Source organism: Methylocystis sp. L43, assembly GCF_015709525.1.
Classification (GTDB): Bacteria; Pseudomonadota; Alphaproteobacteria; order Rhizobiales; family Beijerinckiaceae; genus Methylocystis.
On sequence record NZ_JADNRA010000016.1, the window covers coordinates 54,155 to 76,347 of the forward strand.

The window sequence follows — 22,193 nt, forward strand, 5'->3', positions numbered from 1 at the left end:
TTTAGATCGGCAGTTTCGTCGGTCGCGCGTAATGATACCAGACGGCGATCATCATGCGCGTCATGGTCACCGCGGTGACGATGGTCGTCAGAATGCCGAGCGCAAGCGACACGGCGAAGCCGCGCACGGGTCCCGAGCCGAGAAAATAAAGGATCGCCGCCGCAACGAACATGGTGACGTTGGAGTCAACGATGGTCGCGAAGGCGCGGGTGAAGCCCGCGTCGAGCGAGGCGAGGATGGAGCGCCCGGCGTGATTTTCCTCGCGGATGCGCTCGTAAATCAGCACGTTCGAGTCGACCGCCATGCCGATCGTCAACACGATGCCGGCGATGCCGGGCAGCGTCAGTGTCGACCCGAGCAACACGAGTCCGGCGAAAATGAAGGCGATGTGCACAAACAGCGCGAGATTGGCGAAGACGCCAAAGACGCCGTAGGTGACGAGCATGTAGACGACGACGAGGCCCGCGCCGACATAGGCGGCGCGTTTGCCGGCGTCGATTGAGTCCTGGCCGAGGCCCGGACCGACGGTGCGCTCTTCGACGATGTTGAGCTTCGCCGGCAGCGCGCCGGCGCGCAGCAGGATCGCGAGATTGTTCGCCTGCTCGACGGTGAAGCGTCCCGAAATTTGGCCGGAGCCGCCGGTGATCGGCGTCAAGATCCGCGGCGCGGAAATGACCTTGTTGTCGAGGATGATCGCGAAGAGGCGCCCCACGTTCTTGGACGTCACTTCGCCGAAGGCCTGGGCGCCGCGGATGTTGAACCGAAAATTGACGACAGGCTCGCCGCTTCTTTGCTGGTCGAATCCGGGCTGCGCGTCCGTGAGATCCTCGCCCTTGACCATCACCTGCTTTTCGACGCCGAGCTTGCCTTCCTGTTCGACCTGATCGAGTTCCTCGACTTCCGACGGATTCTGGCCGGGATCGGCGACGAGGCGGAATTCGAGCTTGGCGGTCTTGCCGAGGATTTCCTTGAGCGTTTCGGGATCCTGAAGGCCCGGCACCTGCACCAGCACCCGGTCGTCGCCCTGACGCTGAATGCTCGGCTCACGCGTGCCGAGGGCGTCGACGCGCCGCCGAATGACTTCGATCGATTGCTCGACGGCCTTGCGCGACTTGTCCGTAATGCCCGCGTCGGTGACGGTCACGCGGATGACGCCGTCCGGCGACGCCTCGACATCAAGCGGCGAAGGCCCGCCCATGAGAGCGCCGCTGAAGCCGTTGCGCAGCTGCCGCAATTTCGGAAGGACTTTCTCACGATCCGCAGCGTCGGCGACGCGCACCTGTACGCCGCGCGGGGTCGTTCCGATGCCGCCGGAGATGGCGACCTTTTCTTCACGCAGGATTCGGCGCACGTCATCGCGCAGATTTTTCACCTGCGTGCTGATGAGATCCGCCTGATCCACTTCCAGCGTCACATGCGAGCCGCCCTGCAGATCGAGGCCGAGCACGATGGTCGGAGGCGTAAGCCAGGAGGGCAGGCGCGACTTCAACTCTTCATAATGGGACGGCGACAACATGCTCGGCGCGACGACAAGCACCGCAGCGACAGTCATCGCCACAATGGCGAGAAATTTCCAGGTCGAGAAGCGCAGCATTGTCCTGCTATCGGCTAGTGATCGAAAGGAGCTGCGTCAGCTCTGTGAGCCGGATTCGGCGTCGCCGGGCTTGCTACCGCCCGCTTTGCCGTTGCCGGTCTTGACGTCGCTCGTCTTGGTCTCACCGGATTTCGCCGACTTTCCGCCGCTTTTGGCGCCGCCAGTCTTGGCCGCTGGCGGCGTCTCCTCCCTCACCGGTTCGCCCTTGGCGCGGACTTCGGCGACGGCGGTGCGCAGCATTCGCACCCGCACGTTGGGCGCGATCTCGACCTCGATTTCGGCGTCGTCGATGGATTTCGTCACCTTGGCGACGATTCCGCTCGTGGTGACAAGCGTGTCCCCGCGTCGGACGTTGCGCAGCTGCGCGAGCTGCTCCTTCTCGCGTCGGGAGCGCGGGCGGATCACCAATATGTAGACGATGCCCATCACCACGAAGATGGGAATGAGCTGTCCAAGCATCTCCGGCATGGTCGGAGGCTGGTGCGCCTCGGGCGGCGTCTCGACGGCTTGACCCGTCTGGGTGGCGGTCGGCGGATGTGGCGGGGTCGGCGACGCCGGCGGGGAAGGCGCGGTCGGCTGGGCCGGCGGGCTCGCAGGCGTCTCGGCGGCAGGCGGTGAGGGCGTCTGGGCTTGGGCCAAAGCGTCCGGGATCAGCTTCATCGCGAAAATCTCTTTAAAGGGCTCGGAGCCCGACGCGGAGTATTTCCAAGCGCCGAACGGGCGCGGACTATAGCCGCTCACTTCACGAAAGCAATGGCGCGCGGCCGACTTCGCGCGATGCGCGCGCATAAGCGCGAACAACGCGATGTGCGGCCACGCACCGCCCTTCGTCGCAGGAGAGCATAGTGACTTCAAAGCGTCCTAAGGCGCTTTCGGGAAGCTGCTCACTTGCAGCGTCGGATTCGGAGCGTTCGCAAATTGTAGAAACAACGCCACATAGACACTGTGGGGTCATGCCTCAGTCCAAGCCTCCGCAGGAACGCGGATCGCGCTGAGCAATTCGATGGAAGGTGGAGTCATGTCAGCTTTCAAGAACATTTCTGTGGTCGCGGCGCTCATCGGCGCGCTGGCGATGCCCGTTGCGGCCGGAGCTGCTGGCGGCGGTTGGGGCGGCGGCCAAGGCGGAGGCGGCGGCCAAGGCGGGGGTGGCGGCGGCGGTAAAGGCGGCGGCGGCTGGGGCGGCGGCGGCCAAGGTGGCGGCCAGGGCGGTGGCGGCCAGGGCGGTGGCGGCCAAGGCGGCGGCGGCCAAGGTGGCGGCCAGGGCGGTGGCGGATGGGGCGGCGGCGGCCAAGGCGGTGGCGGCGGCAAATGGGGTGGCGGCGGCCAAGGCGGCGGCGGCAAATGGGGCGGCGGCGGCGGCTGGGGTGGCGGCCATGGCCCCCATGGCGGCTGGGGCGGCGGCGGCCACCGCGGCGGCTGGGGCGGCGGCGGCGGTTGGGGCGGTCGGCATGGCGGCGGGCGTTGGTGGCGCGGTCGCTGGTGGGATTACGGCGTGGGCCGTTGCTGGCGCTGGCACCCCTATCGCCAGACCTGGATGTGGGTCTGCGGCTAACCCAAAATACTTAGGCGCGAAGTTGCTGCGCTAGGCCGCGCAGGAACTCAAGACAGGCTGCCAGCTCGGCGATGTCGATAAATTCGTCGGGCTGGTGCGCCTGGTCGATGCGGCCAGGGCCGCAGACGACGGCAGCCACGCCCGCGCGCTGAAACTGACCGGCTTCGGTTGCATAGGGGACGGCGATCGTCTCATTGCGCCTGGCGAGCCGCAGCGCCAGGGTCTCCGCCTCGGAGCCCGGCTGCGGCGCGAGCCCCGGCACCTGATTCTCAATCGTGGTCTCGACGCCGGCGTCTGGAAAGCCGACGAAAATCGTTCGTCTCAGCGCATCGCAATAGGCTTCCAGCCGGTCGTAGGCGAAATTTGGCGGCGCGCCCGGCAGCGCTCGAAACTCCCACTGGAATTCACAGTCCTTGGCGACAATATTGCGCGCCGTTCCGCCGTGAATCACGCCGACGTGAATGGTCGAGAAGGGCGGATCGAAGCGCCCGCTCGGATCGCCTGCCGCGCGCAACTCCTCGCCGAGGCGCTCCAGCTCACACACGAGCCTGCAGGCGACATGCACGGCGCTGACGCCGCGATGCAGATTCGCCGAATGGATCTCGAACCCGCGCACGCGCGTCACATAGGTGGCGACGCTCTTATGCGCGTCGGCGACCTCCATCGACGTCGGTTCGCCGACAATCACGGCTGAGGGCAGCGGCAGGTCCGCCCCGAACCGCGCGATGACGTCGAGAGGACCGAGACAGGTGGTCTCCTCGTCATAACTCAAGAGGATGTGGATCGGGCGAGACAGCTGCGCCGCCTTGAATTCCGGGATCATCGCGAGGCAAGCGGCGTCGAACCCCTTCATGTCGACCGCGCCGCGCCCGTAGAGTCGCGTCGCGTCGCGCCGCAGCGTGAACGGATCGCCGGTCCACGCTTGCCCGGCGACCGGCACGACGTCTGTGTGGCCGGACAGGAGAACGCCGCCGTCAGCGTCGGGGCCGATCGTCACAAAGAGGGCGGCCTTGTCGCCCGAGGCGTTCGGCGCGCGCACGAAGCGCACGTCCTGTTCGCGCAGGTAAGCTTCGACGAAATCGATCAGCGGCAGATTGGATTTGGAGCTCACCGTGTCGAAAGCGACCAATCGGGAGAGCATGTCGATCGCGTCTTCCAGGCGGTCCATCGCGCCGGCCTAATTCAGCGTCGGACGCGACAGCGGACTGTCGAGCGAGAATGCGGGCACCTCGACGTCGAAGGTTTCGCCGGCGTCGGTGATCATCCGATAGCTGCCCTGCATCATCCCTGAAGGCGTGCCAAGCGGACAGCCTGAGGCGTAACGAAACGTCTCCCCGGGCTCCAGCACAGGCTGTTCGCCGACGACGCCCGGTCCGCGCACTTCCTCGCGGCGCCCGTTGGCGTCGATGACGACCCAGTGACGCGACAAAAGCTGAACCCGAACGCGGCCGAGATTGGCGATCTCGATCGTATAGGACCAGAAGTAGCGATCCTGGTCGGGGTCTGAGCGATCCGGCAGGAAGTCGGGAAGCGCCGTGACCTGAATGTCTCTGGTGATGGAGATGTACATGGAGGCAAGATTAGAACGGGCGCCGGCAAAGTGAAACGTTTTTGATTGGGCAATGATCGGCGCGCGAACGATCACAGACTGTGGCCCAATGGACACACCAACTACTTTTCGGACTCATTTCGTCGCGCCGCGACTATCCGTGATGCAGTGAATTGTAAATAGTGGGTTGTCAGTTTTGACCGGAATCAAAATGCGGCTCACGACGCTTCGCACGCTACTCCTTATCCTGGCCATGGTCATCCAGACCGTCGCCGGCGGAGCCGGGCTGGCGCGCGCCGCTTCGATCTCTCCCGAAGAGACCATTGCAGCTCATTGCCATCAGTTGCGCGCAGGGGAACAGTCCGCGCCCAACGATCGGCTTGGCCATCGGCACAGCTGCCATTCCTGTCTCTTATGCGGCGAGCCGCCGCCGGCCTGGGTTTCGCTGGCCTCGAACTATGTTGTCGCGCTGGGCGAATATGCGCTGATCGAGGCGCCCACATACGCGGTGCGATCGCTCTTTGAGCGATCGTCGCGCGCGCACAGCGCACGGGCGCCGCCCTTCTCACGCGCCTGAGACCGCTGGCGCGCGCAAGAGCGCGCCGTCCGGGTTCTCGCCGCTGCTCGAAACAGCCTCCACGTCACTGGTCCGCATGCGCTTGCGTTCAACGCTGCGGCCGCTCTCGCGTTATGCCGACTGTCGTCGGCGCCCAAGGAATACCGTCATGATCCGTCGCTCTCGCCTCCTTGGAGGAGCCTCTCTCGCCGTCATCAGCCTCGTCGCCGCTTCCGCCGCCGATGCGCAGCAGGCGCTTCCCACCATCAGCGTCGGCGGGGCCCGCGGCCCTGTGCGGCCGGGTCCTGTCGGACGACCCGTCGGCGGGCAGGGACGCGTCACCACCGCGGCGCCTGTGCCGGGGCCCGCTTTGGCGGATCGTTACGCGGAGCCGGCGCCGGCGCCGTTCAGCCGCACCTTGCCGGCGAACATTCCGGCGGTCGTCGAGAGCAGGACGCGCAAAGAGATCCAAAAAACCACGAATATCATGACCTCTTCCGACGCGTTCAGATATATGCCGTCAATTCTCATTCGCGAGCGCTATATTGGCGATCGCAACGCGATCGTCTCGACACGCACCACAGGCACGATTCAGAGCGCGCTGACGCTGGTTTACGCCGACAATGTGCTGCTCTCGAACCTGCTCGGCAACAGCTTCAACTTCGCGCCGCGCTGGGGCATGGTTTCCCCGGCCGAAATTTCGCGCGTCGATGTGATGTACGGGCCGTTCTCGGCGCTTTATCCGGGCAATTCGATCGGCGCCGTGCTGACGATGACGACGCGCATGCCGGACGATTTCGAGGTCCACGCCATGGGCACCGTGGCGGTGCAGCCGTTCAGCCTTTATGGCAGGAAAGAACTCAATCTCGGCGGCGTGACAAACGTCCTGGTCGGCGATCGCATCAACGACTTCCGTTACTGGGTCGGCTATGAACACCTGGACAATCAAGGACAGGCGCAAACATTTCCCGGCAACTTTTTGACGCCGGGCGCTGGTTCGGCGTTCTCCGGGGGCTTCCAGGACTTCGACCAACAGGGTCGTCCGCGCATCATTACGGCAGCCGCAGGCGCCGATTATGTCCAAACCGATTTGGCGAAGGTCAAAGTCTCCTATGACATCTTGCCGCTTCTGCGCGCCAAATATCAGGTCGGTTTCTGGACGCTGAACAACACCACCAGCGTCCAAAGCTTCATTAACGACAGGAACGGCGTGCCGATCTACAACACCCAGAGCGGGCGGGTGCAGCTTGGCCCCTATTCCGTCACGCCGGGCGGCGTCAATCCCGGCCACGGCGCCGCAAATCACCTGATGCAGGCGTTCGAGCTCAGACAGGACACCGGCGGCGTCTTCGATTTCGATCTGTCGGCGACGTCGTTCAACTTCCTGCGCGATTTCACCAATAACGCGCAATCCTACGGACCGCGCGTCAATAATGCGGGAACCGCCTATAATTTCGATCCGCGCGGGCTGAACACCAATAATGGCGGGACCTTCTGGCGCACCGGCGATGCGCGCTTTATTTGGCGCCCGCCTTACGACATCCTCGGCAAGCATGAAGTGTCGTTCGGCGCCCACGGCGATCTTTATTCGCTGGCCACCAAGCAGACCAGCACCGTGTCCTGGCCCAACAATTTTTATCTGGGAATCCAGGCGCTGAACTTCGGCAAGACCGAAACGAAAGGCGTCTACGTTCAGGAAGTCTGGCGGCCTCTGCCGGACTGGAAATTCACCGCCGGCGCGCGCGGCGAGTGGTGGCGCGCCTTTGGCGGCATGAACGCCACCGGCGGTTTCGGTTTCGCCTCGAACCCTACCGGCCAGCCGCTCGTCGGCATTCCGCGTCGAGCCGCGAACATCACCTATTTTCCAGATTCCTATAAGGGCGCCTTTTCGCCGAAGGCGGCGCTCGAATATTTTTTCACGCCGGAACTCTCCTTGCGCGGCTCGATCGCGCGCGCCTACCGATTCCCGACAGTCACAGAATTGTTCCAGTCTCTGTCGAGCCCAAGTTCGGTGCTCATCAACAACCCAAATCTGCAGCCTGAAATCTGCACCTGTTACGATCTGACCGGCGAGTATCGCACGATCGACGCATTCGGCGGCGCGATCGGGCTCTTCAATCCGCGCATCAGCCTGTTCCTCGATGATCGCTGGAACGCCATCGCCAGCCAGACCGCGCTCTCCATCTTCGGCACGCAGGTCTCGCAAATCGCCAATCTTGACAAGGTGCGGTTTCGCGGCATCGAGGCGGCGGCGCATATGAAGGACATTCTCGTTCCGGGACTGGATTTCGAGGGCGGCCTGACCTTCACAGACGCAAAAATTCAGAGCAATCTCTCGAGCCGCAATCTCGACAGCATTCTGTTTGCGGGCAATCAGTTTCCCCGCGTCCCCAGAATTCGCTTTCGCGGCGTCGCGAGCTACAGCCCCAATCCCGACATGTCCTTCGCCCTTGGCGCGCGCTACTCGTCCCCGGCGTTCGTCACCTTTGCGAACACCGACTTCAACCACAACAATTACGGCAATGTGGACAGTGAAATCCTCGTTTTCGATATGAAGGCGAGATACCGGCTCGAGCCGAATTGGTGGCTGTCCGTCGGCGTGAACAACATCGGCCGCTGGAAAGCCTATGTGAATCCGAATCCCTATCCGCAGCGCACCTTCTTTATCGCGCTCAACTATGACTTCGGCGGCCCGGACGGATCGGGCGTAACGATCGACCGGGGTGGTTCCGGAGGCACGGCGGCGGTCAGGTAAGCCGCCAGGGCGTTCCAAGAGTGCGATCGTCGTGCTGAGACGCTTTGCCGCGGCGAGGCGGTCGCCCCAAGATTAACTTGTCGTGGCCTTCGCTTTTTGCTTACATCAGCGCGCGCATGTGAATTCCGCATGCGCGCCATGCGCGCCGATTCCAGGGTTCAAGACTTTATGCGTCGTAACTGGCTGACAGTTCTGCTGTTCGCGCTCGCGCTGACCGTTCAGGCCTTTGCGCCTGCGGCGGCGCAGGTCGCGTCGCGGCTGGGCGCCGGCGACGCCGTCAGCGAATTTTGCTTTACCGACGTCGCCTCGAGCGACCAATCACAGGCCCCGGCCCACGCAAAGGGCCACCGGGACGTCTGTCTGTTTTGTCAAAACCATTGCGATGGCGTCGCGCCGCTGGCTGCGCGCGTCATTCATCTCGGCAAGGCGCCCGTCCAATGGACAGCGCTTGATTGGACGGTGGCGGACTGCGCCCTGCCGACCCGCCTACAGGATTTTTCCCGACAGGCGCGAGCGCCTCCCGCCAACTCCTGATCCTTCGCACGCTGTCGCGCCTTTTGCGCGTATCGCCCGGATTCCGGGCGCGCGCAGCATCGGGCGCAGCTTAAGGACAATGCCGCGTCAAGCGGCGGGACGGGAGTAAGCCCATGTTTCGTAAACGTAAGCCGAGCGCGAGGGAAAGCCTCGTCGCCGGCGCGACGCTCGAATCTTTGAATGAGCGAGAGCGCGCGCAGCCGGGTCATGCGCCGGGCATGGCGGCGCTCGCCGCCATCGTGCCGGCGACGCCTCTGTGGCGCGGCAATGACCAGCGCGTCATTCGCCTCATCGACCTCGAACGACGCGCAAGATTCTCGCGGCCGTTGACCGACGCGATCTGAACCGATGTCCCCGTCGGCGTTCTGGCTCGCATCGCTGCGTCGCGCGCACGCGCGGTTTGGCGCGATTCTGCTGTTCTCGGCGGCGTCGCTCTGGGCTGTCGCGCCGCTCGCGCGCGGCGTCGCCGAGTCGGGCGTCGGGGGGCGTCTTCTCGCTCAACTCTTTATCTGTTTCGCGCCGGGGGCCTCCCAACCCGGCGCGCTTGCGGGGCGGCTGGGCCCCAAAAACGATCGCTCCGCCTGTATCCTCTGTCAGGCGTTTTGCAGCGGTCTCGCGCCTCTTCAGGCGCGGCCCGGCCCGATCGGCGCGACGCCCGTCCCGAGCTTCAAGCTCGCGCGGACGGTGGCGGACTGCGTCGCGCCGACGCCCCGTCCCAGCCCAGCTCACCGCCCGCGCGCCCCGCCGGAGGCCTAACGCTGCGTCGCGAAAAGGCCTGCGTCGGCGTTCACTCTCTTCTCCCGCCGCCGCCGCGGGCCGCCGCTTCGACTTTCACCATTCCGCCGCGATTGCTTTCCAAAGGGCATGCTGATGAACGAACTTATCATGGGCGTCGTGCTTGAGACGCTTTGCGCCATACTCGCCGCGTCCTATTTCATCGCCGAATGCGCGATGCAGGAGGCGAAAACCCCCGCCCGCCGCAAGAGGCGGCCCGGCGCGTAGAGAGGTTCCGAAAAAGTTGACAGACTTTTTCGATGAGAACCTGCTCTAACGTCTTGATTTTGAGCGATTCCTTATCGATCACATGATTCCATGTGATCGGGAAGCGCTCTAGCCGTAAAGCTCAGGCGCGCGCGGCGGCCCACAGCCCGCGCGCGAGATCGTCGACGAGATCGTCGGCGTCCTCGAGGCCGACCGACAGGCGCAGCAGCCCGTCGCCGATTCCCAGCGACGCGCGCGCTTCCGGCGTCAGCCGCTGATGGGTCGTCGTCGCCGGATGGGTGATGAGGCTCTTGGCGTCGCCGAGATTGTTGGAAATCTTGATTACGTCCAGCGCATTGGCGAGGCGGAACGCCGCGGCCTTGCCGCCCGCCATATCGAAGCTCACCAGCGTGCCGCCGCCCGACATCTGGCGACGCGCCAGATCGGTCTGCGGGTGATCGGCGCGGAACGGATAAAGCACGCGGCTGACGGCCTTCTCCTCGGCCAGGAAGTCGGCGATTTTGGCCGCGCTCGCGGTCTGCTGCGCGACGCGCAGCGGCAAGGTCTCTAACCCTTTCAGCATCACCCAGGCGTTGAACGGCGACATGGCCGGACCGGTCTGGCGCAGGAAATTGTGGACGCTCTCCTCGATCAGCGCCTGCGAGGCCAAAATCACGCCGCCAAGACATCGGCCTTGCCCATCGATGTGCTTGGTCGCGGAATAGACGACGACGTCGGCGCCGAAATCGAAGGGCTTCTGTAAAAGCGGCGTAGCGAAGACATTGTCGACCACGAGCTTCGCGCCGGCCTCATGCGCAATATCGGCGATCGCGCTGAGGTCATAGACCTCCAGCCCGGGATTGGTCGGGCTTTCCAGGAAGAAGAGCTTCGTCTCGGGACGGACGGCGGCTTTCCATTGTTCGATGTCGGCGCCGTCGACGAGCGTCGACGCGATTCCCAGTCGCGGCAGCAGGTCCTCGACGACATAGAGGCAGGAGCCGAAAAGCGCGCGCGCCGAAACCACATGGTCGCCCGCTTTGAGCTGGGCGAGCAGACTCGCGGTCACCGCCGCCATGCCGCTCGCCGTGGCGCGTGCCGCTTCCGTGCCCTCCAGAAGGCACATGCGCTGCTCGAACATCGCCACGGTGGGGTTTGAAAATCGCGAATAGATGAAGCCCGGCTCGTCGCCTTTGAAGCGCGCTTCGGCCGCCTCCATCGTCGGATAGGCGAAGCTCTGCGTGAGGTAGAGGGCCTCCGACAATTCTCCGAAGGAAGAGCGCTGCGTCCCGCCGTGCACGAGTTGCGTCGCGGGTTTGAGCGGCCTGCGGGGCGGGGCGTCGGCGGACATTGGTTCTCCCTTGGCGCGAAGGCGCGCCATTCGCTTGATGCGCGCCGAACGGCGCTGCTACGCAAAAAAGCGGGGCTTCCTTAGGGAGACCCGGCCTTTTAGCGCGTTGTTTTTCGTGGCGGCAAGCCGGCCGGCTCAAATAACCACGTCGTTGAATAAGCGGGAAAGAGGGGTGGCTGTCAATCGGAGGTCGATCACGGAAAGGCCCGCCGGTCAGCCCTGGGCAGGCTGACTCAGCAGGCCTTCGATATAGGCTCCGCCTCAGGCGTTTGGCGTGCCGGGAGGCAGGTTCACGCCAGGCAGTTTTTTGGGCGTGATTCCCGGCTTACGCGGCGCGGCGCTCTTTGCCAGGCCACTATCATAAATGTCATTTGCAAGCTTGCGTCCGAGAGACACCCCGCCGACATGGCTTGCGTCTGTCAGGATGTCCGCCGCATCTCCGACATTATCGCCAAGGCCGTCGAAGCGCCAATGAACGCCGAGGTATAGACGGCTGACGGCATTGTCGAACATCGCCTGCAGCAACGATGGATAGTGTCGCCGATGTAGCTCGCGGAAGGAGCCGTCCTCGGCGACAGCGCGTCCGTCGAGTTCGTCGGAAACGAGATTGAAGGCGAGATTGTCGGGAGCGGTGGACGCGACGCCAAAGAAGCGCCGCGTGATCTCGAAGGCGGCGGCGCCGAAGGTCGCATGTCCCGAAGGATAAGCCGGGAAGGGGGGCGTGAAGCTACGACGTCCTGGCTCATTTGTGCGTGGCGAACCAAGCGGCGTCCACCAGGGGTCGCATCTCTTGTGCAGCCCGAACGAATTCGCTTCATAGCCCTTACCCTGCCAGAAGCTGTTGTCATATTCGCGAATGCCGAGAATGGGCCGCCACAGCTGATAGACATATTTATGATACCAGGCGGCGATGCCCGCGTCCGCCATCGCTACATTGACAAGCGTCAGCAAGCGCGCGGAGGCGGCTGGCCGCGCGGGACCATTGACGTTTTGCGCAATGATCTGGCGGACAACCTGATTGTATTGCCGTGGCGGCGTCCCGATCTGCGACGCCCCGTCATAGGCCCAATAATAGCCAAGCAGCGTTTCGTATGGCGTGCGCGAGCCGCCGATTTTCACGCCTTTGTCGCGCACGAGATCATGCGCCGCGTCATAGGCTGTGGAGCGGGGGACCGGATGGTCGGCGATGGTGGGGATGTTCGAGGCCGAAAACAGCTTCGTCGTTCCGTAGACCGCGCCAAGCAAGCCTTGTCCGGGATCAGAGGGATCCTCACGATGGCGCCAGAACCGCTCCATCTCTGGAACGGCGCCGAGGTCACGGGCGCCGTCGTTCTCGCGGTCGGCGAGGATCGCTTTCGCGACCCTGACGCCGAATTCGAAAGCCGGATTTCCGCTCATCGTCGGATTGAAGTCGAAACCGTTCAGCGCCTCATAAACGATGCTTTTGAAATCCGGATAGAGATCCAACAGCGCGGTTGACGCGGCGCCCGAGACGGCCGCTCCCTCCGTCGAGACGCCGCCAGCAGGGGGATTAAGGGATGCAATAAGCGCCGCCGGTAGATAGGTCATGGTCGGCGTCTTCAGCCCATCGATCCCGCTGAATACGGACTGCACGTTTTGTCGTCCGAAAAACGCATCGTGCATTGCAAGATGGAAGATCGCGAGGGCCCGCGAACTCAGCGTGGGCCCCTTATTGTTTTTGGCGTTCATCTTGCCGGTGTGGTCCCGGCGATTGAGCTCCAATGCGATGGAGTTCCACATCATTACGTAATCGTGCATATTAACCTCCAATAAATATTCAAATCGCTTCACGCGATGCCGATGCAGACAGCATTAAATGTTAGGAACGCGCGAGGTCGCAGTCACGCGTGCTCCAGAGGCACGCCTTTCAATCCCTTGCAGCGGGGAATCTCCTTTCAAAAGCACATAGGCGCTGCAAAAATTGCTCGCCCTGCTTTAGAAGTGAGAGCAGCCTAAGCTAACAGGAGTTCGGCCGCGTCATGCGAATGAGGGATATAATTGCGCCGGGCGGGCAGCGCTTGCAGGCATGGAGCCGGTGAACGCCCTGGCGAAGTACGGCGGCGTGCTTTCCAGCCGGCAGATTCAGGCGATGGCCGACGCCGGTCAGATCCGCCTCGCCGCGCCTTTGGCGCATGGGCAGATTCAACCCGCCAGTCTCGATCTGCGGCTCGGCTCCAAGGCCTATCGCGTGCGCGCCAGTTTCCTGCCGGGAAAGCGGCGCGGCGTCGACGAGCTCCTCTCCGCGCTCAAATATGACGAGATGTCGCTTGAAGGCGACGGCGCCGTGCTGGAGCGCGGTTGCTTCTATGTCGTGCCGCTTCTGGAAAGCCTGGCGCTCGGCGACGCTGTCCTCGGCGCCGCCAATCCGAAAAGCTCGACGGGGCGACTCGATATTTTCACGCGGCTGATCACGGATCGCGGCGACCGCTTCGACGAGGTCGCCCCCGGATATCACGGTCCGCTCTACGCCGAAGTGTCGCCGCGCAGCTTTTCGGTGCGGGTTCGCACCGGCACGCGGTTGAACCAACTGCGTTTTCGCGCGCATGCGCAGAGCGGGACGCTCGGCGACGCGGCGCTCGCCGAACTGCATCGCACATCGCCGCTCGTCGACGGACCGCTCAATTTGAGGGATGGCGTCGTGCTGCGCGTGGCGCTCGACGCCGACGCGTTCGGGGGAATCATCGGCTATCGCGCGCAGAAGCACACCGACGTCATCGACGTCGATCGGATCGGCGCCTATCACATCGACGATTATTGGGAGCGGCTGCCGGCGCGCGACGGCCGGCTCATTCTCGATCCTGGCGATTTCTATATCCTCGCCTCGCAAGAGCGCCTCGCCATTCCGCCCGATCTTGCCGCCGAAATGGCGCCGATGGACGCGGCGATCGGCGAGTTCCGGGTGCATTACGCTGGCTTCTTCGATCCCGGCTTCGGCGCTGGCCCGGATGGGCGACCGGGCGCCCGCGCCGTCCTCGAAGTGCGCTCGCGCGAAGTGCCCTTCATTCTGGAAGACGGCCAGTTCATCGGCCGCCTCGTTTATGAACACATGGCCGAAACGCCTGAATCTCTTTACGGCCAAAGCGGTGTGTCGAACTACCAGGGGCAGGGCCTCAAGCTCTCGAAACATTTCATGGCGGACTGACTGCAAGGCCGCTTCATTTAGGCAGGAGTCTTGAATGCAGATTTCGATGGCGTCGCTGTTCGCTGCGATCGTTCTGGCCTGCGCGCCCGCGCTCGCCGCGGAGCGAGTCACGGTCGATAATTTCAAGCCGGCGGAAACCGACTATTACATGCAGTCGAGGGCTGACGCCGGCTGCTTCGCGAAGCTCTGCGGCGAACGCGGACCGATGCCGGTCGACAAGCAAGCCGTCATTCGCCTCAATCGCGATACGCCCTACAGCAGCGGCGTATTCGACCTGACCTCGCCGGTGACGAGAGAACGATGGGAAGACGCCGTACACGCTGACCGTCGGAGACGTGCCGGTCGAGGGCTTCTGGTCGGTCACCGTCTACAACGCCAAAGGATTTTATGAGGCGCCGGAAAATGCGATCTCGGTGAACAACGTCACCGCGCACAAGGACAAGGATGGGAAAGTCACGATTCATTTCGGCGGCGATCCCAACGCGCCGAATTATCTGCGCATCATGCCGGGGTGGAATTACACCGTCCGCCTCTACAGGCCGCGCGCGGAAGCGCTGAACGGCAAGTGGAAGTTTCCCGAGGCGACGCCCAGCAAATAGCGGTGGTCTGAACTTGAACGTCAAAAGGCGGAGCGAACCCATGCGTAAGGCATTTCTTGGAGCCGTGCTCGCGGCGCTCTTGCTCGCGACGTCCGTCGCCGCTGAAGAGCTTGGCGCATCGAGCGCGAAATTCTGGGCGGTTCCGCAAGTCGACGCGCTGCCTTACAACGCGCATGGCGAGCTGGTCCGCAAAGGGCGCGATCTCATCACCGCGACCTATTCCCATATCGGTCCGGACATGCCCGACCGCGCGCAACGCTTTGCGGGCAACAATCTCGCTTGCGGCAACTGCCATCTCGACGCGGGAGTAAAGAAATTCGGTCTGCCGATTTTCGGACTGGCCGAGGATTTCCCCGCCTATAGCGCGCGCATCGGCGCGCAGATCACGCTTCCAGACCGCATCAACTCCTGCATGACGCGCAGCATGAACGGCCGCCCTTTGCCGGTTTCGTCCGCGCCGATGCGCGCCATCGTCGCCTACATTCAGTTTCTGTCGACCGGCGTGCGCAAGGGGGAGAAACTTCCCGGGCTCGGCGCGGGGACCGTGCCGGAGCTCGAGCGCGCCGCCGATCCGGCGCGCGGGCGCGACATCTATCAAGCGCGGTGCATCGGCTGCCACAACGTCGACGGCGCCGGCGTGCAGAACAGCCTGCCCGGGCATGGCGCGGGCTACGCCTTTCCGCCGCTCTGGGGCTCGGACAGTTTTAACGACGGCGCCGGCATGGCGCGGCTGATCACGGCGGCGACTTTCATCCATTCCAATATGCCGGACGGCGTCGATTATCTGCACCCGCGCCTCTCGCCCGAAGAGGCCTGGGACGTCGCGGCGCTGATGATCTCAAAACCGAGGCCGCAGCGCGCCGGGCTGGAAAAGGATTTTCCCGACCTTTTGAAGAAGCCGATCGACGCGCCTTACGGCCCCTATGCCGACGGCTTCTCCGAGGAGCAGCACAAATACGGCCCTTACGGCCCGATCCGCGCGAAGTTGAAAGAGATCGAAAAGGAGAAGGGCGAGGTGAGGAATCCGAATGTGAAGTAACCGCGAACAGACGAGATCGGATACGCGCGGCAACCACGCGTCGGAGGACCGATTGGGGCCCTCCGCAAAGGAGCCGACTTCACGGAGCCATCAATATTGCAAATTCTGGGAGTAAGCGTGCGCGGTTGGCCGTGGCCTAGGCAGCATCAACGGAATTCGGCAAGGCGCACCGGCGGGCTTTCAGCATTGATCATGGCTTGGCCATGTGCGTTGCCGCGGCTTATCGTGACAACCTGCCACGCACGAGAGCTGTGGGTGGCGAGAAGCTTGTTCGCGTCGTAGACCGCGTCGTGACCGGGGCACTCAAAACTCATCGACACCAGAACGCCCTCGTCATTGCCGGGATCCTCGCCGGAGCGCTTGACCTTACCTGGACATGGCGTTCCATCCGCGCCGCGCATCGTGACGCGATTGGCGACAAATCTACCAATCTCCAGCTCCAAAGCGCCGGGGACGGAAAGGTCGACTCCTCGTCGCTCGTTGAACGACTTTTGAAACATCTCTTCGAAGTCAGACGCGAGGATGCTCACATCAACCACATAACCACGGCTGGTCTCAACGATCTTTGCAGTGGAGATATCCTTTTGAAGATAGTTTCCAGGCTCTCCAGCGGTCGCCGCCAGGGTGGCGCCCGCGACCGCCATAGCGGCTGACGCCAATGGTAATAGAGCGAGTCTTCGCACTGCCTGCTCTCAGCGATCAGGGTTTGAAAGCTGCTGTCGGATCACGGAGCCTATTTCCGATTTTGATGCCGACTTTCGATGACCGCCACGATGATTCCACCAATGATTAGGGCAATCCAAGTGAGGATGACGAACAGCCAAGTCTCTCTGCTCCACATTCGAGGCTCCTTGAATACAAGGCTCCGCTTAATATGATCAATTATCTAGTTAGTCATACTAGCGCTGACAAATTTGTTCCGTCAAGGAAGGGCGTTCTCTTCCTTTGAGACGCCTTTCGGCGCTCCTCAAGATGAGCGAGGCCTCTTCTCGCCTCACACGCTGCTCCGTTGAAACGCGCCGCCAGCCGCGTTACACAAGGGAGCGCGCGGGCGTAGTTCAGAGGTAGAACGTCAGCTTCCCAAGCTGAATGTCGTGGGTTCGATTCCCATCGCCCGCTCCAATCCACCGCGCTGTGAGAAAATTCCGCGGTTCGCCGCGGTTGAGCATCGTCGCCAAAAGTGCGAAGCGGATGGCGATTGAATCGCGCTCGACCGAAAGCGACTATGCCGCACGCCGCCCATGCTCACGCTCCCCCCGCGCCGCTCAGCGCCCATAGATCCGGGCCGCTGTCGGGCCGCGTGCGCCCGCCGGGCGATAAATCCGTCTCGCATCGCGCGCTGATCTTCGGCCTGCTTGCGATCGGCGAGACGAAGATCGAAGGGCTTCTCGAAGGCGAGGACGTGCTGCGCACCGCGCAGGCCTGCCGCCAGCTTGGCGCGAAAATCCTGCGCCATGCGGACGGGCGCTGGAGCGTCTGGGGCGCCGGGCTCGGCTCTCTGCTGCAGCCCACCGAGACCCTCGATTTCGGCAACGCCGGCACTGGCTCGCGGCTGATGATGGGCGTCGTCGCCGGCCACCCGATCCTCGCGCGCTTCGACGGCGACGCCTCGCTGCGTAAACGCCCGATGAAGCGCATTCTCGATCCCCTGGCGCTGCAGGGCGCCCAGGTTCTGGAACAGGCCGAAGGCGGCCGCCTGCCGCTGGTGCTGCAGGGTTCGAGCGAGCCGCTGCCGGTCGAATATAAGACGCCCGTCGCTTCGGCGCAGATCAAATCCGCGGTGCTGCTCTGCGGACTGAATTCGCCCGGCCAGACGACGGTGATCGAGGCCGAGGCGTCGCGCGATCACACCGAGAAAATGCTCGCGCATTTCGGCGCTAAGGTCGTGAGCGCGCCTCACGGCCCGCATGGCCGCAAGGTTACGCTCGAAGGGCGCCCGGAAATGATCGCGCGCGACGTGCGGGTTCCCGCCGATCCGTCATCGGCCGCCTTTCCGCTCGTCGCCGCGCTGATCGTCGAGGGCTCCGATATTGTCATCGAAGCTGTCATGACCAATCCGTTGCGCAGCGGTCTGCTGACGACGCTGCAGGAAATGGGCGCCGATATCGCGTTGGAGAACAGGCGCGAGGAGGGCGGCGAAGAGGTCGCCGACATTCGCGCGCGCTTCTCGCATCTTGCCGGCGTCGACGTGCCGGCGGCGCGGGCGCCCTCAATGATCGACGAATATCCGATCCTCGCCGTCGCGGCGTCTTTTGCACAAGGCGAAACGCGCATGCGCGGGCTCTCCGAATTGCGGGTGAAGGAATCGGATCGGCTTGAGGCGGTCGCCGCCGGGCTTGAGGCCAATGGCGTCGACTGCGAGATCATCGGCGACGATCTTATCGTGCGCGGCGGCAGGGTCGCCGGCGGCGGCATGGTCGAGACGCATCTCGATCATCGCATCGCCATGAGCTTTCTGGTCATGGGGCTCGCCGCGGAGAAGAAAGTCACAGTCGACGACGAGACGATGATCGCGACGAGCTTTCCGGCGTTTCGACCGCTCATGGAGCGACTCGGAGCGCGCTTCTCGTGAGCTTCGTCATCGGGATCGACGGCCCCGCGGCGTCGGGGAAGGGCACGTTGGCGCGACGTCTTGCGGCGCATTACGGCCTGCCGCATCTCGACACCGGCTTGCTTTACCGCGCCACGGCCTGCGCGCTGCTGGAGGAGGGGCTGCCGCTCGACGACGTCGAAGCTGCGGTCGCCGCCGCGCGCAGCCTGTCGCTCACTGACTTCGACGAACAGCGGTTGCGCGCCCGCGACATGGGCGAGGCGGCGTCTGTCGTCGCCGCGATGCCGGCGGTGCGCGCGGCGCTCATCGACATGCAGCGGGGTTTCGCAGCGCGGCCGGAAGGCGCCGTCCTCGACGGTCGCGACATCGGCACGGTGATCTGCCCCGACGCGAAGGTGAAGATTTTCGTCACCGCCGCGCCGGAGACGCGCGCCACCCGCCGCGCTCTGGAGTTTGCGCGCGCCGGCGAAGACGCCGACTACGCCGCCATTCTAGAAGATGTGAAGAAGCGCGACGCCCGCGACAGCGCGCGCACCGCCGCGCCCTTAAAGGCGGCCGCTGACGCGGTGACGCTCGACACGAGCGACCTCGACATCGAGGAGGCTTTCGCGGCCGCGCTCGCGATCGTCGAGGCGCGGCGCTGAACTGTACTTACAACTGGGACTGTTCGAGTTCGAGCGGCGGGCGCCAAATTTTTGGCTGCGCCGCCAGCAGCGCGACAATTTGGGATTGCCTGTTCGAGCCGGTTTTCGCGAACACGGATTTGACCTGGCTGCGGACGGTGCTCAACTTCACCTTGTGACGTTTGGCGATCTGATCGAGCGTGAGCCCCTCGGCGAGACTCCCCGCGACGCGCGCCTCGGTCGGCGTCAGATCGAAGAGGCTTTGCACCAGCGCCGCGTCCAACGTCGCTGGCCGCGTAAGATGGGTGATCATCAGCACGCCCAATCCGCCGCCAAAGAGATCGCGCGCAATGCCGGTGACCGGGATCAGATGCATCACCACTCGGCGTTCGCCAGTCCCTTTTGAGGGGAAGGACCGCACAGATGTTGCGGCAGGATTGCCGAGATCGGCGATCGCGCCCCGCAACAATTTGTCGGCGGCGGGCTCAATCAGCGCGATCCGGTCGCGCGGCATCCAGACATGATGCGAGGAGAGATCTTCGATCAGCCTATTGGCCGCCAGCACGCGACCGTCGACGTCCAGTATCGCCGCCGGAATGCCGAGGGTCGCGAGCGCCTCGGTCGCTGAGCGTAATCTCTCAAGTCGCCAACGGGCGGCGAGCAGACCGGCGCGGGCGAGATGCGGGCGCAGGGCGTCGAGGCGGTCCAGTTCCGCGGGGCCGAAAGGCGCTTCTCCCTTTCGCCGCTTGATCTGAAACATCACGAGATCGCCATTGAGCATAGGCACCGCGGTCGCCGTGCAATGATGAATGCCGTTGGGCGCGCACCACTCCTTGATGACCGGCTCCTCCGCATATTCCTCTTCGGTAAAGCCTTCCTGATCGGAGACGAAGCCGGCGCGATTGAAGGCGAGAAGCCGGCCGAGAACCTGGCTTCGCTGAAGGCCGCCGCTGCTAAAAAATGCTTCGGCTCCTTTTTCGAGCGCGACTGAGCAGCGCCAGCCGAGCCATGCGTCGGCCCGACGGGCGATGAGGACGCCGCCGGCGGCTTCCGCAACCTTGCCGATGTCATGCATGATGCGCGGCCAGCAATCAGGATCGGCGGCGGCTTCGTAGATGTCGTCAACAAGAGATTCGAAATCTGGCATGCCTAAATCCAATGGCTTAAAGACTTTAATCGAATCATTTTGAAGCAAGCCTCGGCGCTCGTCCACTGGCGCCGGAGAGCCTGCAGTCGATCCGCCGGCGAGTCAGACGCCGCCCGCCCAGTAGGCTGATGACGTCCAAGGAACACCGCGTTTTCCGCTTTGCGCCGTCGCCGAACGGCTATTTGCATCTTGGACACGCCTATTCGGCGCTTTTGAATTTCGATCTGGCGCGCGAGTGCGGCGGGCGCTTGCTGTTACGCATCGAGGACATCGATACGCGCCGCGCACGACCTGAGTTCGAGGCGGCGATCTATGAAGATCTCGCCTGGCTCGGACTCGATTGGGAGCGGCCCGTGCGCCGTCAGTCGGAGCAATTCGGCGAGTACGCCCGCGCGCTCGAGCGCCTGGACGCGATGGGGCTCATTTACGCCTGCGACTGCAAGCGCTCCGACATCGCTCGAATTGCGGCTGGCAAGCCGGGCTGGCCGCGCGACCCGGACGGCTCGCCGCTCTATCCGGGGACATGTCGCGTTAAACCGCGCCGTACGGCGCGCGAGGTTCTCGCAAAAGGCGGCGTCGCGCTGCGGCTCGACATGCGCAGGGCGTCGAGGCTCACAGGGCAGGGGCTGACGTGGCGCGAAGTCGGGGCGCTCCCGGGGGCGGAGCGAAGCGATCCGGCTGCGCCGCTTCGCGATGACGGAGAGGGGAGGCCTGTTCCTGCCGATCCGGCGGAGTGGGGCGACGTCGTCCTCGCGCGCAAGGATACGCCGGCGAGCTATCATATCGCTGTCGTCGTCGACGACGCGCTGCAGGGCGTGACCGACGTGGTGCGCGGCAAGGATCTGTTTGAGGCGACGAGCCTGCATCGATTGCTGCAACGTCTGCTCGACCTTCCGGCGCCGAATTATCGGCACCACGGCCTCGTTCTGGACGAGAAGGGCGAGAAGCTCGCGAAAAGCGTCGCTTCGACGGCGCTGCGGGCGCTGCGCGCGGAGGGCTGGACGCCAGCCGACGTGCGCCGGCGCGTGGGCCTATAGAACCGAGATTCCGATGCGCGCAGCGGCGGATTGCAGTCGTTTATCTCCCGTCCAAAGCGACGCCGGCGCGGCGAGCAGCGTTGCTGCGATCAGATGGGCGTCGACATATCCGATGCCCGCGCCATGCAACGCGCGCCGGTCAATCAGCTCCAGGACTTCGTCATCGCCGGCAAGCGGCGCCCTCGGAAGATTGCGCAACAGCGACAGCAGGGTGTTTCTGTTGGCCATATTGCCAAGCGCGAGCTCGCCGATAACGAAGCTGTGCGCCAATGCTTCGCTGTTGTTCAGCAAAGCGGCGAGCCGAACATTCGTTTGACGGAAGTGGTCAACCCATATCGATGTGTCGACGAGAATCACTTCGGGGTCGATCGGCGTCGGGGAATGTCTTGAAGTTGTGGTTCCGAGCCCCCGAGACGCGCCAGCCTTCGGGCGCTTTCTCGCTCGATAAGCGCCTTGAGCGCTTCGCGGATCAGCGCGGACTTTTCCGTAAGTCCTGTGAAATCCTGGGCCTTGGCCACGAGTTCATCGTCGAGCGCGATCGTCGTGCGCATGCGTGCTCCTATCAGAAAAGCACAGAAAATAGCATCATATGATGACAACAACAATGCCGGCGCCGGTTCTCCGCAGAGCGATCGGTTCAAGGGCTTCCTCATCCTTGTAACTTAAACCGTGGCGGATCGGCTAACATCGCCGCTGCGGTGGCGGACGGGACGCCGGCTCATCCTCGGGCGATCGAGCCCGTTCCTCAGCTTGGCCGCCCGTCTGCCGTTCCATCGAACCCGAACAGTCGCTTGGGCCGCGCGAAGCGAAGCCCGCTTAGGCAAGGACGGGACATGATGGACGCTGTGTATGTCGGGATCGATGTTTCCAAAGACCGGCTTGATGTGCATGCGCTTCCGCAAGGCGCGGCCTTTATGGTGGCGCGTAATGGCGAAGGCGTTGCGCAGCTCGTCGAACGGCTAAAAGGGCTGTCGCCCGCGCTGATCGCGCTCGAAGCCACCGGCGGCTTCGAGACCGTGGTCGCTGCGGCGCTTGCCGCCGCCTCTCTGCCCATCGTCGTCGTCAATCCGGCGCAGGTGCGTCACTTTGCGCAGGCGCTTGGTCGGCGCGCCAAGACCGATCCGATCGACGCCGCGGTCATCGCGCGCTTCGCGCAAGCGACGCG

At 63.9% G+C, this 22,193-nt stretch carries 25 protein-coding genes, 1 tRNA gene and 1 riboswitch; of the genes, 16 read left to right on the forward strand and 10 right to left on the reverse strand.

What is annotated here, in order from left to right:
* Position 1: 1 nt before the first annotated feature.
* Together secD and yajC are read right to left on the reverse strand one after the other, a co-directional pair.
* Positions 2–1,594, reverse strand: coding sequence for a protein translocase subunit SecD (secD, locus tag IYX23_RS02655; protein ID WP_196391930.1), 1,593 nt, complete (start codon positions 1,592–1,594; stop codon positions 2–4).
* Positions 1,595–1,630: 36 nt separating this feature from the next.
* Positions 1,631–2,254: a preprotein translocase subunit YajC gene (yajC, locus tag IYX23_RS02660; protein ID WP_246716430.1), complete on the reverse strand. Its 624-nt coding sequence runs from the start codon at positions 2,252–2,254 to the stop codon at positions 1,631–1,633.
* 358 nt (positions 2,255–2,612) lie between these two features.
* Between yajC and IYX23_RS02665 the strand changes: the two genes are divergently transcribed.
* Entirely contained in the window at positions 2,613–3,146 is a 534-nt protein-coding gene (locus IYX23_RS02665) for a hypothetical protein (RefSeq protein ID WP_196391931.1), read from the forward strand.
* 10 nt (positions 3,147–3,156) lie between these two features.
* On the opposite strand, the gene argE is transcribed toward IYX23_RS02665, so the two are convergent.
* A complete protein-coding gene (gene argE / locus IYX23_RS02670) occupies positions 3,157–4,314 on the reverse strand; it encodes an acetylornithine deacetylase (RefSeq protein ID WP_196391932.1) in 1,158 nt (385 codons plus the stop codon).
* Between the two features lie 9 nt (positions 4,315–4,323).
* Positions 4,324–4,716: a Co2+/Mg2+ efflux protein ApaG gene (apaG, locus tag IYX23_RS02675; protein WP_018408112.1), complete on the reverse strand. Its 393-nt coding sequence runs from the start codon at positions 4,714–4,716 to the stop codon at positions 4,324–4,326.
* A gap of 190 nt (positions 4,717–4,906) precedes the next feature.
* Here apaG and IYX23_RS02680 point away from each other — a divergent pair, with 190 nt between their 5' ends.
* From IYX23_RS02680 to IYX23_RS20430, 6 genes are all read left to right on the forward strand, one after another.
* Positions 4,907–5,272, forward strand: a complete 366-nt coding sequence (locus tag IYX23_RS02680) for a hypothetical protein (RefSeq protein ID WP_196391933.1) — start codon at positions 4,907–4,909, stop codon at positions 5,270–5,272.
* Positions 5,273–5,420: 148 nt separating this feature from the next.
* Positions 5,421–8,006, forward strand: a complete 2,586-nt coding sequence (locus tag IYX23_RS02685) for a TonB-dependent receptor (protein WP_246716431.1) — start codon at positions 5,421–5,423, stop codon at positions 8,004–8,006.
* A gap of 129 nt (positions 8,007–8,135) precedes the next feature.
* Positions 8,136–8,540 (forward strand): DUF2946 family protein, encoded by a 405-nt coding sequence (locus IYX23_RS02690; RefSeq protein ID WP_246716432.1) that lies wholly within the window; start codon positions 8,136–8,138, stop codon positions 8,538–8,540.
* Between the two features lie 113 nt (positions 8,541–8,653).
* Positions 8,654–8,884: a hypothetical protein gene (locus IYX23_RS02695; RefSeq protein WP_051080411.1), complete on the forward strand. Its 231-nt coding sequence runs from the start codon at positions 8,654–8,656 to the stop codon at positions 8,882–8,884.
* Positions 8,885–8,888: 4 nt separating this feature from the next.
* Complete coding sequence (locus tag IYX23_RS02700; protein ID WP_196391935.1) at positions 8,889–9,296, forward strand: hypothetical protein; 408 nt, start codon at positions 8,889–8,891, stop codon at positions 9,294–9,296.
* 114 nt (positions 9,297–9,410) lie between these two features.
* On the forward strand, positions 9,411–9,542 hold the full coding sequence (locus IYX23_RS20430; protein WP_281431767.1) for a hypothetical protein: 132 nt from the start codon (positions 9,411–9,413) through the stop codon (positions 9,540–9,542).
* 121 nt (positions 9,543–9,663) lie between these two features.
* Here the strand turns inward: IYX23_RS20430 and IYX23_RS02705 are convergent, their stop codons facing one another.
* Positions 9,664–10,869 carry an O-succinylhomoserine sulfhydrylase gene (locus IYX23_RS02705; RefSeq protein WP_196391936.1) on the reverse strand — a complete coding sequence of 402 codons (1,206 nt, stop codon included), beginning with the start codon at positions 10,867–10,869 and terminating at the stop codon, positions 9,664–9,666.
* Between the two features lie 78 nt (positions 10,870–10,947).
* Positions 10,948–11,026: riboswitch (SAM riboswitch) on the reverse strand.
* A gap of 104 nt (positions 11,027–11,130) precedes the next feature.
* Complete coding sequence (locus IYX23_RS02710; protein WP_196391937.1) at positions 11,131–12,648, reverse strand: vanadium-dependent haloperoxidase; 1,518 nt, start codon at positions 12,646–12,648, stop codon at positions 11,131–11,133.
* Positions 12,649–12,916: 268 nt separating this feature from the next.
* Here IYX23_RS02710 and IYX23_RS02715 point away from each other — a divergent pair, with 268 nt between their 5' ends.
* The 4 genes from IYX23_RS02715 to IYX23_RS02725 are packed head-to-tail and all read left to right on the forward strand — an operon-like array spanning position 12,917 to position 15,670.
* On the forward strand, positions 12,917–14,032 hold the full coding sequence (locus tag IYX23_RS02715) for a 2'-deoxycytidine 5'-triphosphate deaminase (protein WP_196391938.1): 1,116 nt from the start codon (positions 12,917–12,919) through the stop codon (positions 14,030–14,032).
* A gap of 34 nt (positions 14,033–14,066) precedes the next feature.
* Positions 14,067–14,423 carry a hypothetical protein gene (locus IYX23_RS20590; protein WP_348643615.1) on the forward strand — a complete coding sequence of 119 codons (357 nt, stop codon included), beginning with the start codon at positions 14,067–14,069 and terminating at the stop codon, positions 14,421–14,423.
* Entirely contained in the window at positions 14,368–14,631 is a 264-nt protein-coding gene (locus IYX23_RS20595; RefSeq protein ID WP_348643616.1) for a DUF1214 domain-containing protein, read from the forward strand. Before IYX23_RS20590 ends, IYX23_RS20595 begins: the two co-directional genes overlap by 56 nt.
* A gap of 40 nt (positions 14,632–14,671) precedes the next feature.
* A complete protein-coding gene (locus tag IYX23_RS02725; RefSeq protein ID WP_196391939.1) occupies positions 14,672–15,670 on the forward strand; it encodes a c-type cytochrome in 999 nt (332 codons plus the stop codon).
* A 146-nt stretch (positions 15,671–15,816) separates the two neighbouring features.
* Here the strand turns inward: IYX23_RS02725 and IYX23_RS02730 are convergent, their stop codons facing one another.
* Positions 15,817–16,314, reverse strand: a complete 498-nt coding sequence (locus IYX23_RS02730; protein WP_196391940.1) for a hypothetical protein — start codon at positions 16,312–16,314, stop codon at positions 15,817–15,819.
* Between the two features lie 403 nt (positions 16,315–16,717).
* On the opposite strand from IYX23_RS02730, the gene IYX23_RS02735 reads away from it, so the two are divergent.
* The 3 genes from IYX23_RS02735 (at position 16,718) to cmk (ending at position 18,865) form a co-directional block, all read left to right on the forward strand.
* Positions 16,718–16,792, forward strand: a tRNA-Gly gene (locus IYX23_RS02735).
* A gap of 103 nt (positions 16,793–16,895) precedes the next feature.
* Positions 16,896–18,242, forward strand: a complete 1,347-nt coding sequence (aroA, locus tag IYX23_RS02740) for a 3-phosphoshikimate 1-carboxyvinyltransferase (protein WP_196391941.1) — start codon at positions 16,896–16,898, stop codon at positions 18,240–18,242.
* Positions 18,239–18,865 carry a (d)CMP kinase gene (gene cmk, locus IYX23_RS02745; protein ID WP_196391942.1) on the forward strand — a complete coding sequence of 209 codons (627 nt, stop codon included), beginning with the start codon at positions 18,239–18,241 and terminating at the stop codon, positions 18,863–18,865. Before aroA ends, cmk begins: the two co-directional genes overlap by 4 nt.
* 7 nt (positions 18,866–18,872) lie before the next feature.
* Here cmk and IYX23_RS02750 read toward each other — a convergent pair whose 3' ends face one another.
* Positions 18,873–19,991 carry a helix-turn-helix transcriptional regulator gene (locus IYX23_RS02750; RefSeq protein WP_196391943.1) on the reverse strand — a complete coding sequence of 373 codons (1,119 nt, stop codon included), beginning with the start codon at positions 19,989–19,991 and terminating at the stop codon, positions 18,873–18,875.
* Between the two features lie 128 nt (positions 19,992–20,119).
* Here IYX23_RS02750 and gluQRS point away from each other — a divergent pair, with 128 nt between their 5' ends.
* Positions 20,120–21,028, forward strand: coding sequence for a tRNA glutamyl-Q(34) synthetase GluQRS (gene gluQRS / locus IYX23_RS02755; RefSeq protein WP_196391944.1), 909 nt, complete (start codon positions 20,120–20,122; stop codon positions 21,026–21,028).
* Here the strand turns inward: gluQRS and IYX23_RS02760 are convergent.
* On the reverse strand, positions 21,023–21,385 hold the full coding sequence (locus tag IYX23_RS02760) for a type II toxin-antitoxin system VapC family toxin (RefSeq protein WP_196391945.1): 363 nt from the start codon (positions 21,383–21,385) through the stop codon (positions 21,023–21,025). The genes gluQRS and IYX23_RS02760 overlap by 6 nt on opposite strands.
* Positions 21,382–21,579, reverse strand: a complete 198-nt coding sequence (locus IYX23_RS02765; protein WP_196391946.1) for a type II toxin-antitoxin system VapB family antitoxin — start codon at positions 21,577–21,579, stop codon at positions 21,382–21,384. Before IYX23_RS02765 ends, IYX23_RS02760 begins: the two co-directional genes overlap by 4 nt.
* A gap of 285 nt (positions 21,580–21,864) precedes the next feature.
* Between IYX23_RS02765 and IYX23_RS02770 the strand changes: the two genes are divergently transcribed.
* The coding region (locus IYX23_RS02770; RefSeq protein WP_196393484.1) for a transposase at positions 21,865–22,193 on the forward strand (329 nt) is incomplete at its 3' end.

What these genes read in the sequence shown, in the direction of transcription:
- secD (WP_196391930.1), bottom strand. Translation starts at nt 1,594, where the DNA reads ATGCTGCGCTTCTCGACCTGGAAATTTCTCGCCATTGTGGCGATGACT.
- yajC (WP_246716430.1), bottom strand. Translation starts at nt 2,254, where the DNA reads ATGAAGCTGATCCCGGACGCTTTGGCCCAAGCCCAGACGCCCTCACCG.
- IYX23_RS02665 (WP_196391931.1), top strand. Translation starts at nt 2,613, where the DNA reads ATGTCAGCTTTCAAGAACATTTCTGTGGTCGCGGCGCTCATCGGCGCG.
- argE (WP_196391932.1), bottom strand. Translation starts at nt 4,314, where the DNA reads ATGGACCGCCTGGAAGACGCGATCGACATGCTCTCCCGATTGGTCGCT.
- apaG (WP_018408112.1), bottom strand. Translation starts at nt 4,716, where the DNA reads ATGTACATCTCCATCACCAGAGACATTCAGGTCACGGCGCTTCCCGAC.
- IYX23_RS02680 (WP_196391933.1), top strand. Translation starts at nt 4,907, where the DNA reads ATGCGGCTCACGACGCTTCGCACGCTACTCCTTATCCTGGCCATGGTC.
- IYX23_RS02685 (WP_246716431.1), top strand. Translation starts at nt 5,421, where the DNA reads ATGATCCGTCGCTCTCGCCTCCTTGGAGGAGCCTCTCTCGCCGTCATC.
- IYX23_RS02690 (WP_246716432.1), top strand. Translation starts at nt 8,136, where the DNA reads ATGCGCGCCATGCGCGCCGATTCCAGGGTTCAAGACTTTATGCGTCGT.
- IYX23_RS02695 (WP_051080411.1), top strand. Translation starts at nt 8,654, where the DNA reads ATGTTTCGTAAACGTAAGCCGAGCGCGAGGGAAAGCCTCGTCGCCGGC.
- IYX23_RS02700 (WP_196391935.1), top strand. Translation starts at nt 8,889, where the DNA reads ATGTCCCCGTCGGCGTTCTGGCTCGCATCGCTGCGTCGCGCGCACGCG.
- IYX23_RS20430 (WP_281431767.1), top strand. Translation starts at nt 9,411, where the DNA reads ATGAACGAACTTATCATGGGCGTCGTGCTTGAGACGCTTTGCGCCATA.
- IYX23_RS02705 (WP_196391936.1), bottom strand. Translation starts at nt 10,869, where the DNA reads ATGTCCGCCGACGCCCCGCCCCGCAGGCCGCTCAAACCCGCGACGCAA.
- IYX23_RS02710 (WP_196391937.1), bottom strand. Translation starts at nt 12,648, where the DNA reads ATGCACGATTACGTAATGATGTGGAACTCCATCGCATTGGAGCTCAAT.
- IYX23_RS02715 (WP_196391938.1), top strand. Translation starts at nt 12,917, where the DNA reads ATGGAGCCGGTGAACGCCCTGGCGAAGTACGGCGGCGTGCTTTCCAGC.
- IYX23_RS20590 (WP_348643615.1), top strand. Translation starts at nt 14,067, where the DNA reads ATGCAGATTTCGATGGCGTCGCTGTTCGCTGCGATCGTTCTGGCCTGC.
- IYX23_RS02725 (WP_196391939.1), top strand. Translation starts at nt 14,672, where the DNA reads ATGCGTAAGGCATTTCTTGGAGCCGTGCTCGCGGCGCTCTTGCTCGCG.
- IYX23_RS02730 (WP_196391940.1), bottom strand. Translation starts at nt 16,314, where the DNA reads ATGGCGGTCGCGGGCGCCACCCTGGCGGCGACCGCTGGAGAGCCTGGA.
- aroA (WP_196391941.1), top strand. Translation starts at nt 16,896, where the DNA reads ATGCCGCACGCCGCCCATGCTCACGCTCCCCCCGCGCCGCTCAGCGCC.
- IYX23_RS02750 (WP_196391943.1), bottom strand. Translation starts at nt 19,991, where the DNA reads ATGCCAGATTTCGAATCTCTTGTTGACGACATCTACGAAGCCGCCGCC.
- gluQRS (WP_196391944.1), top strand. Translation starts at nt 20,120, where the DNA reads ATGACGTCCAAGGAACACCGCGTTTTCCGCTTTGCGCCGTCGCCGAAC.
- IYX23_RS02765 (WP_196391946.1), bottom strand. Translation starts at nt 21,579, where the DNA reads ATGCGCACGACGATCGCGCTCGACGATGAACTCGTGGCCAAGGCCCAG.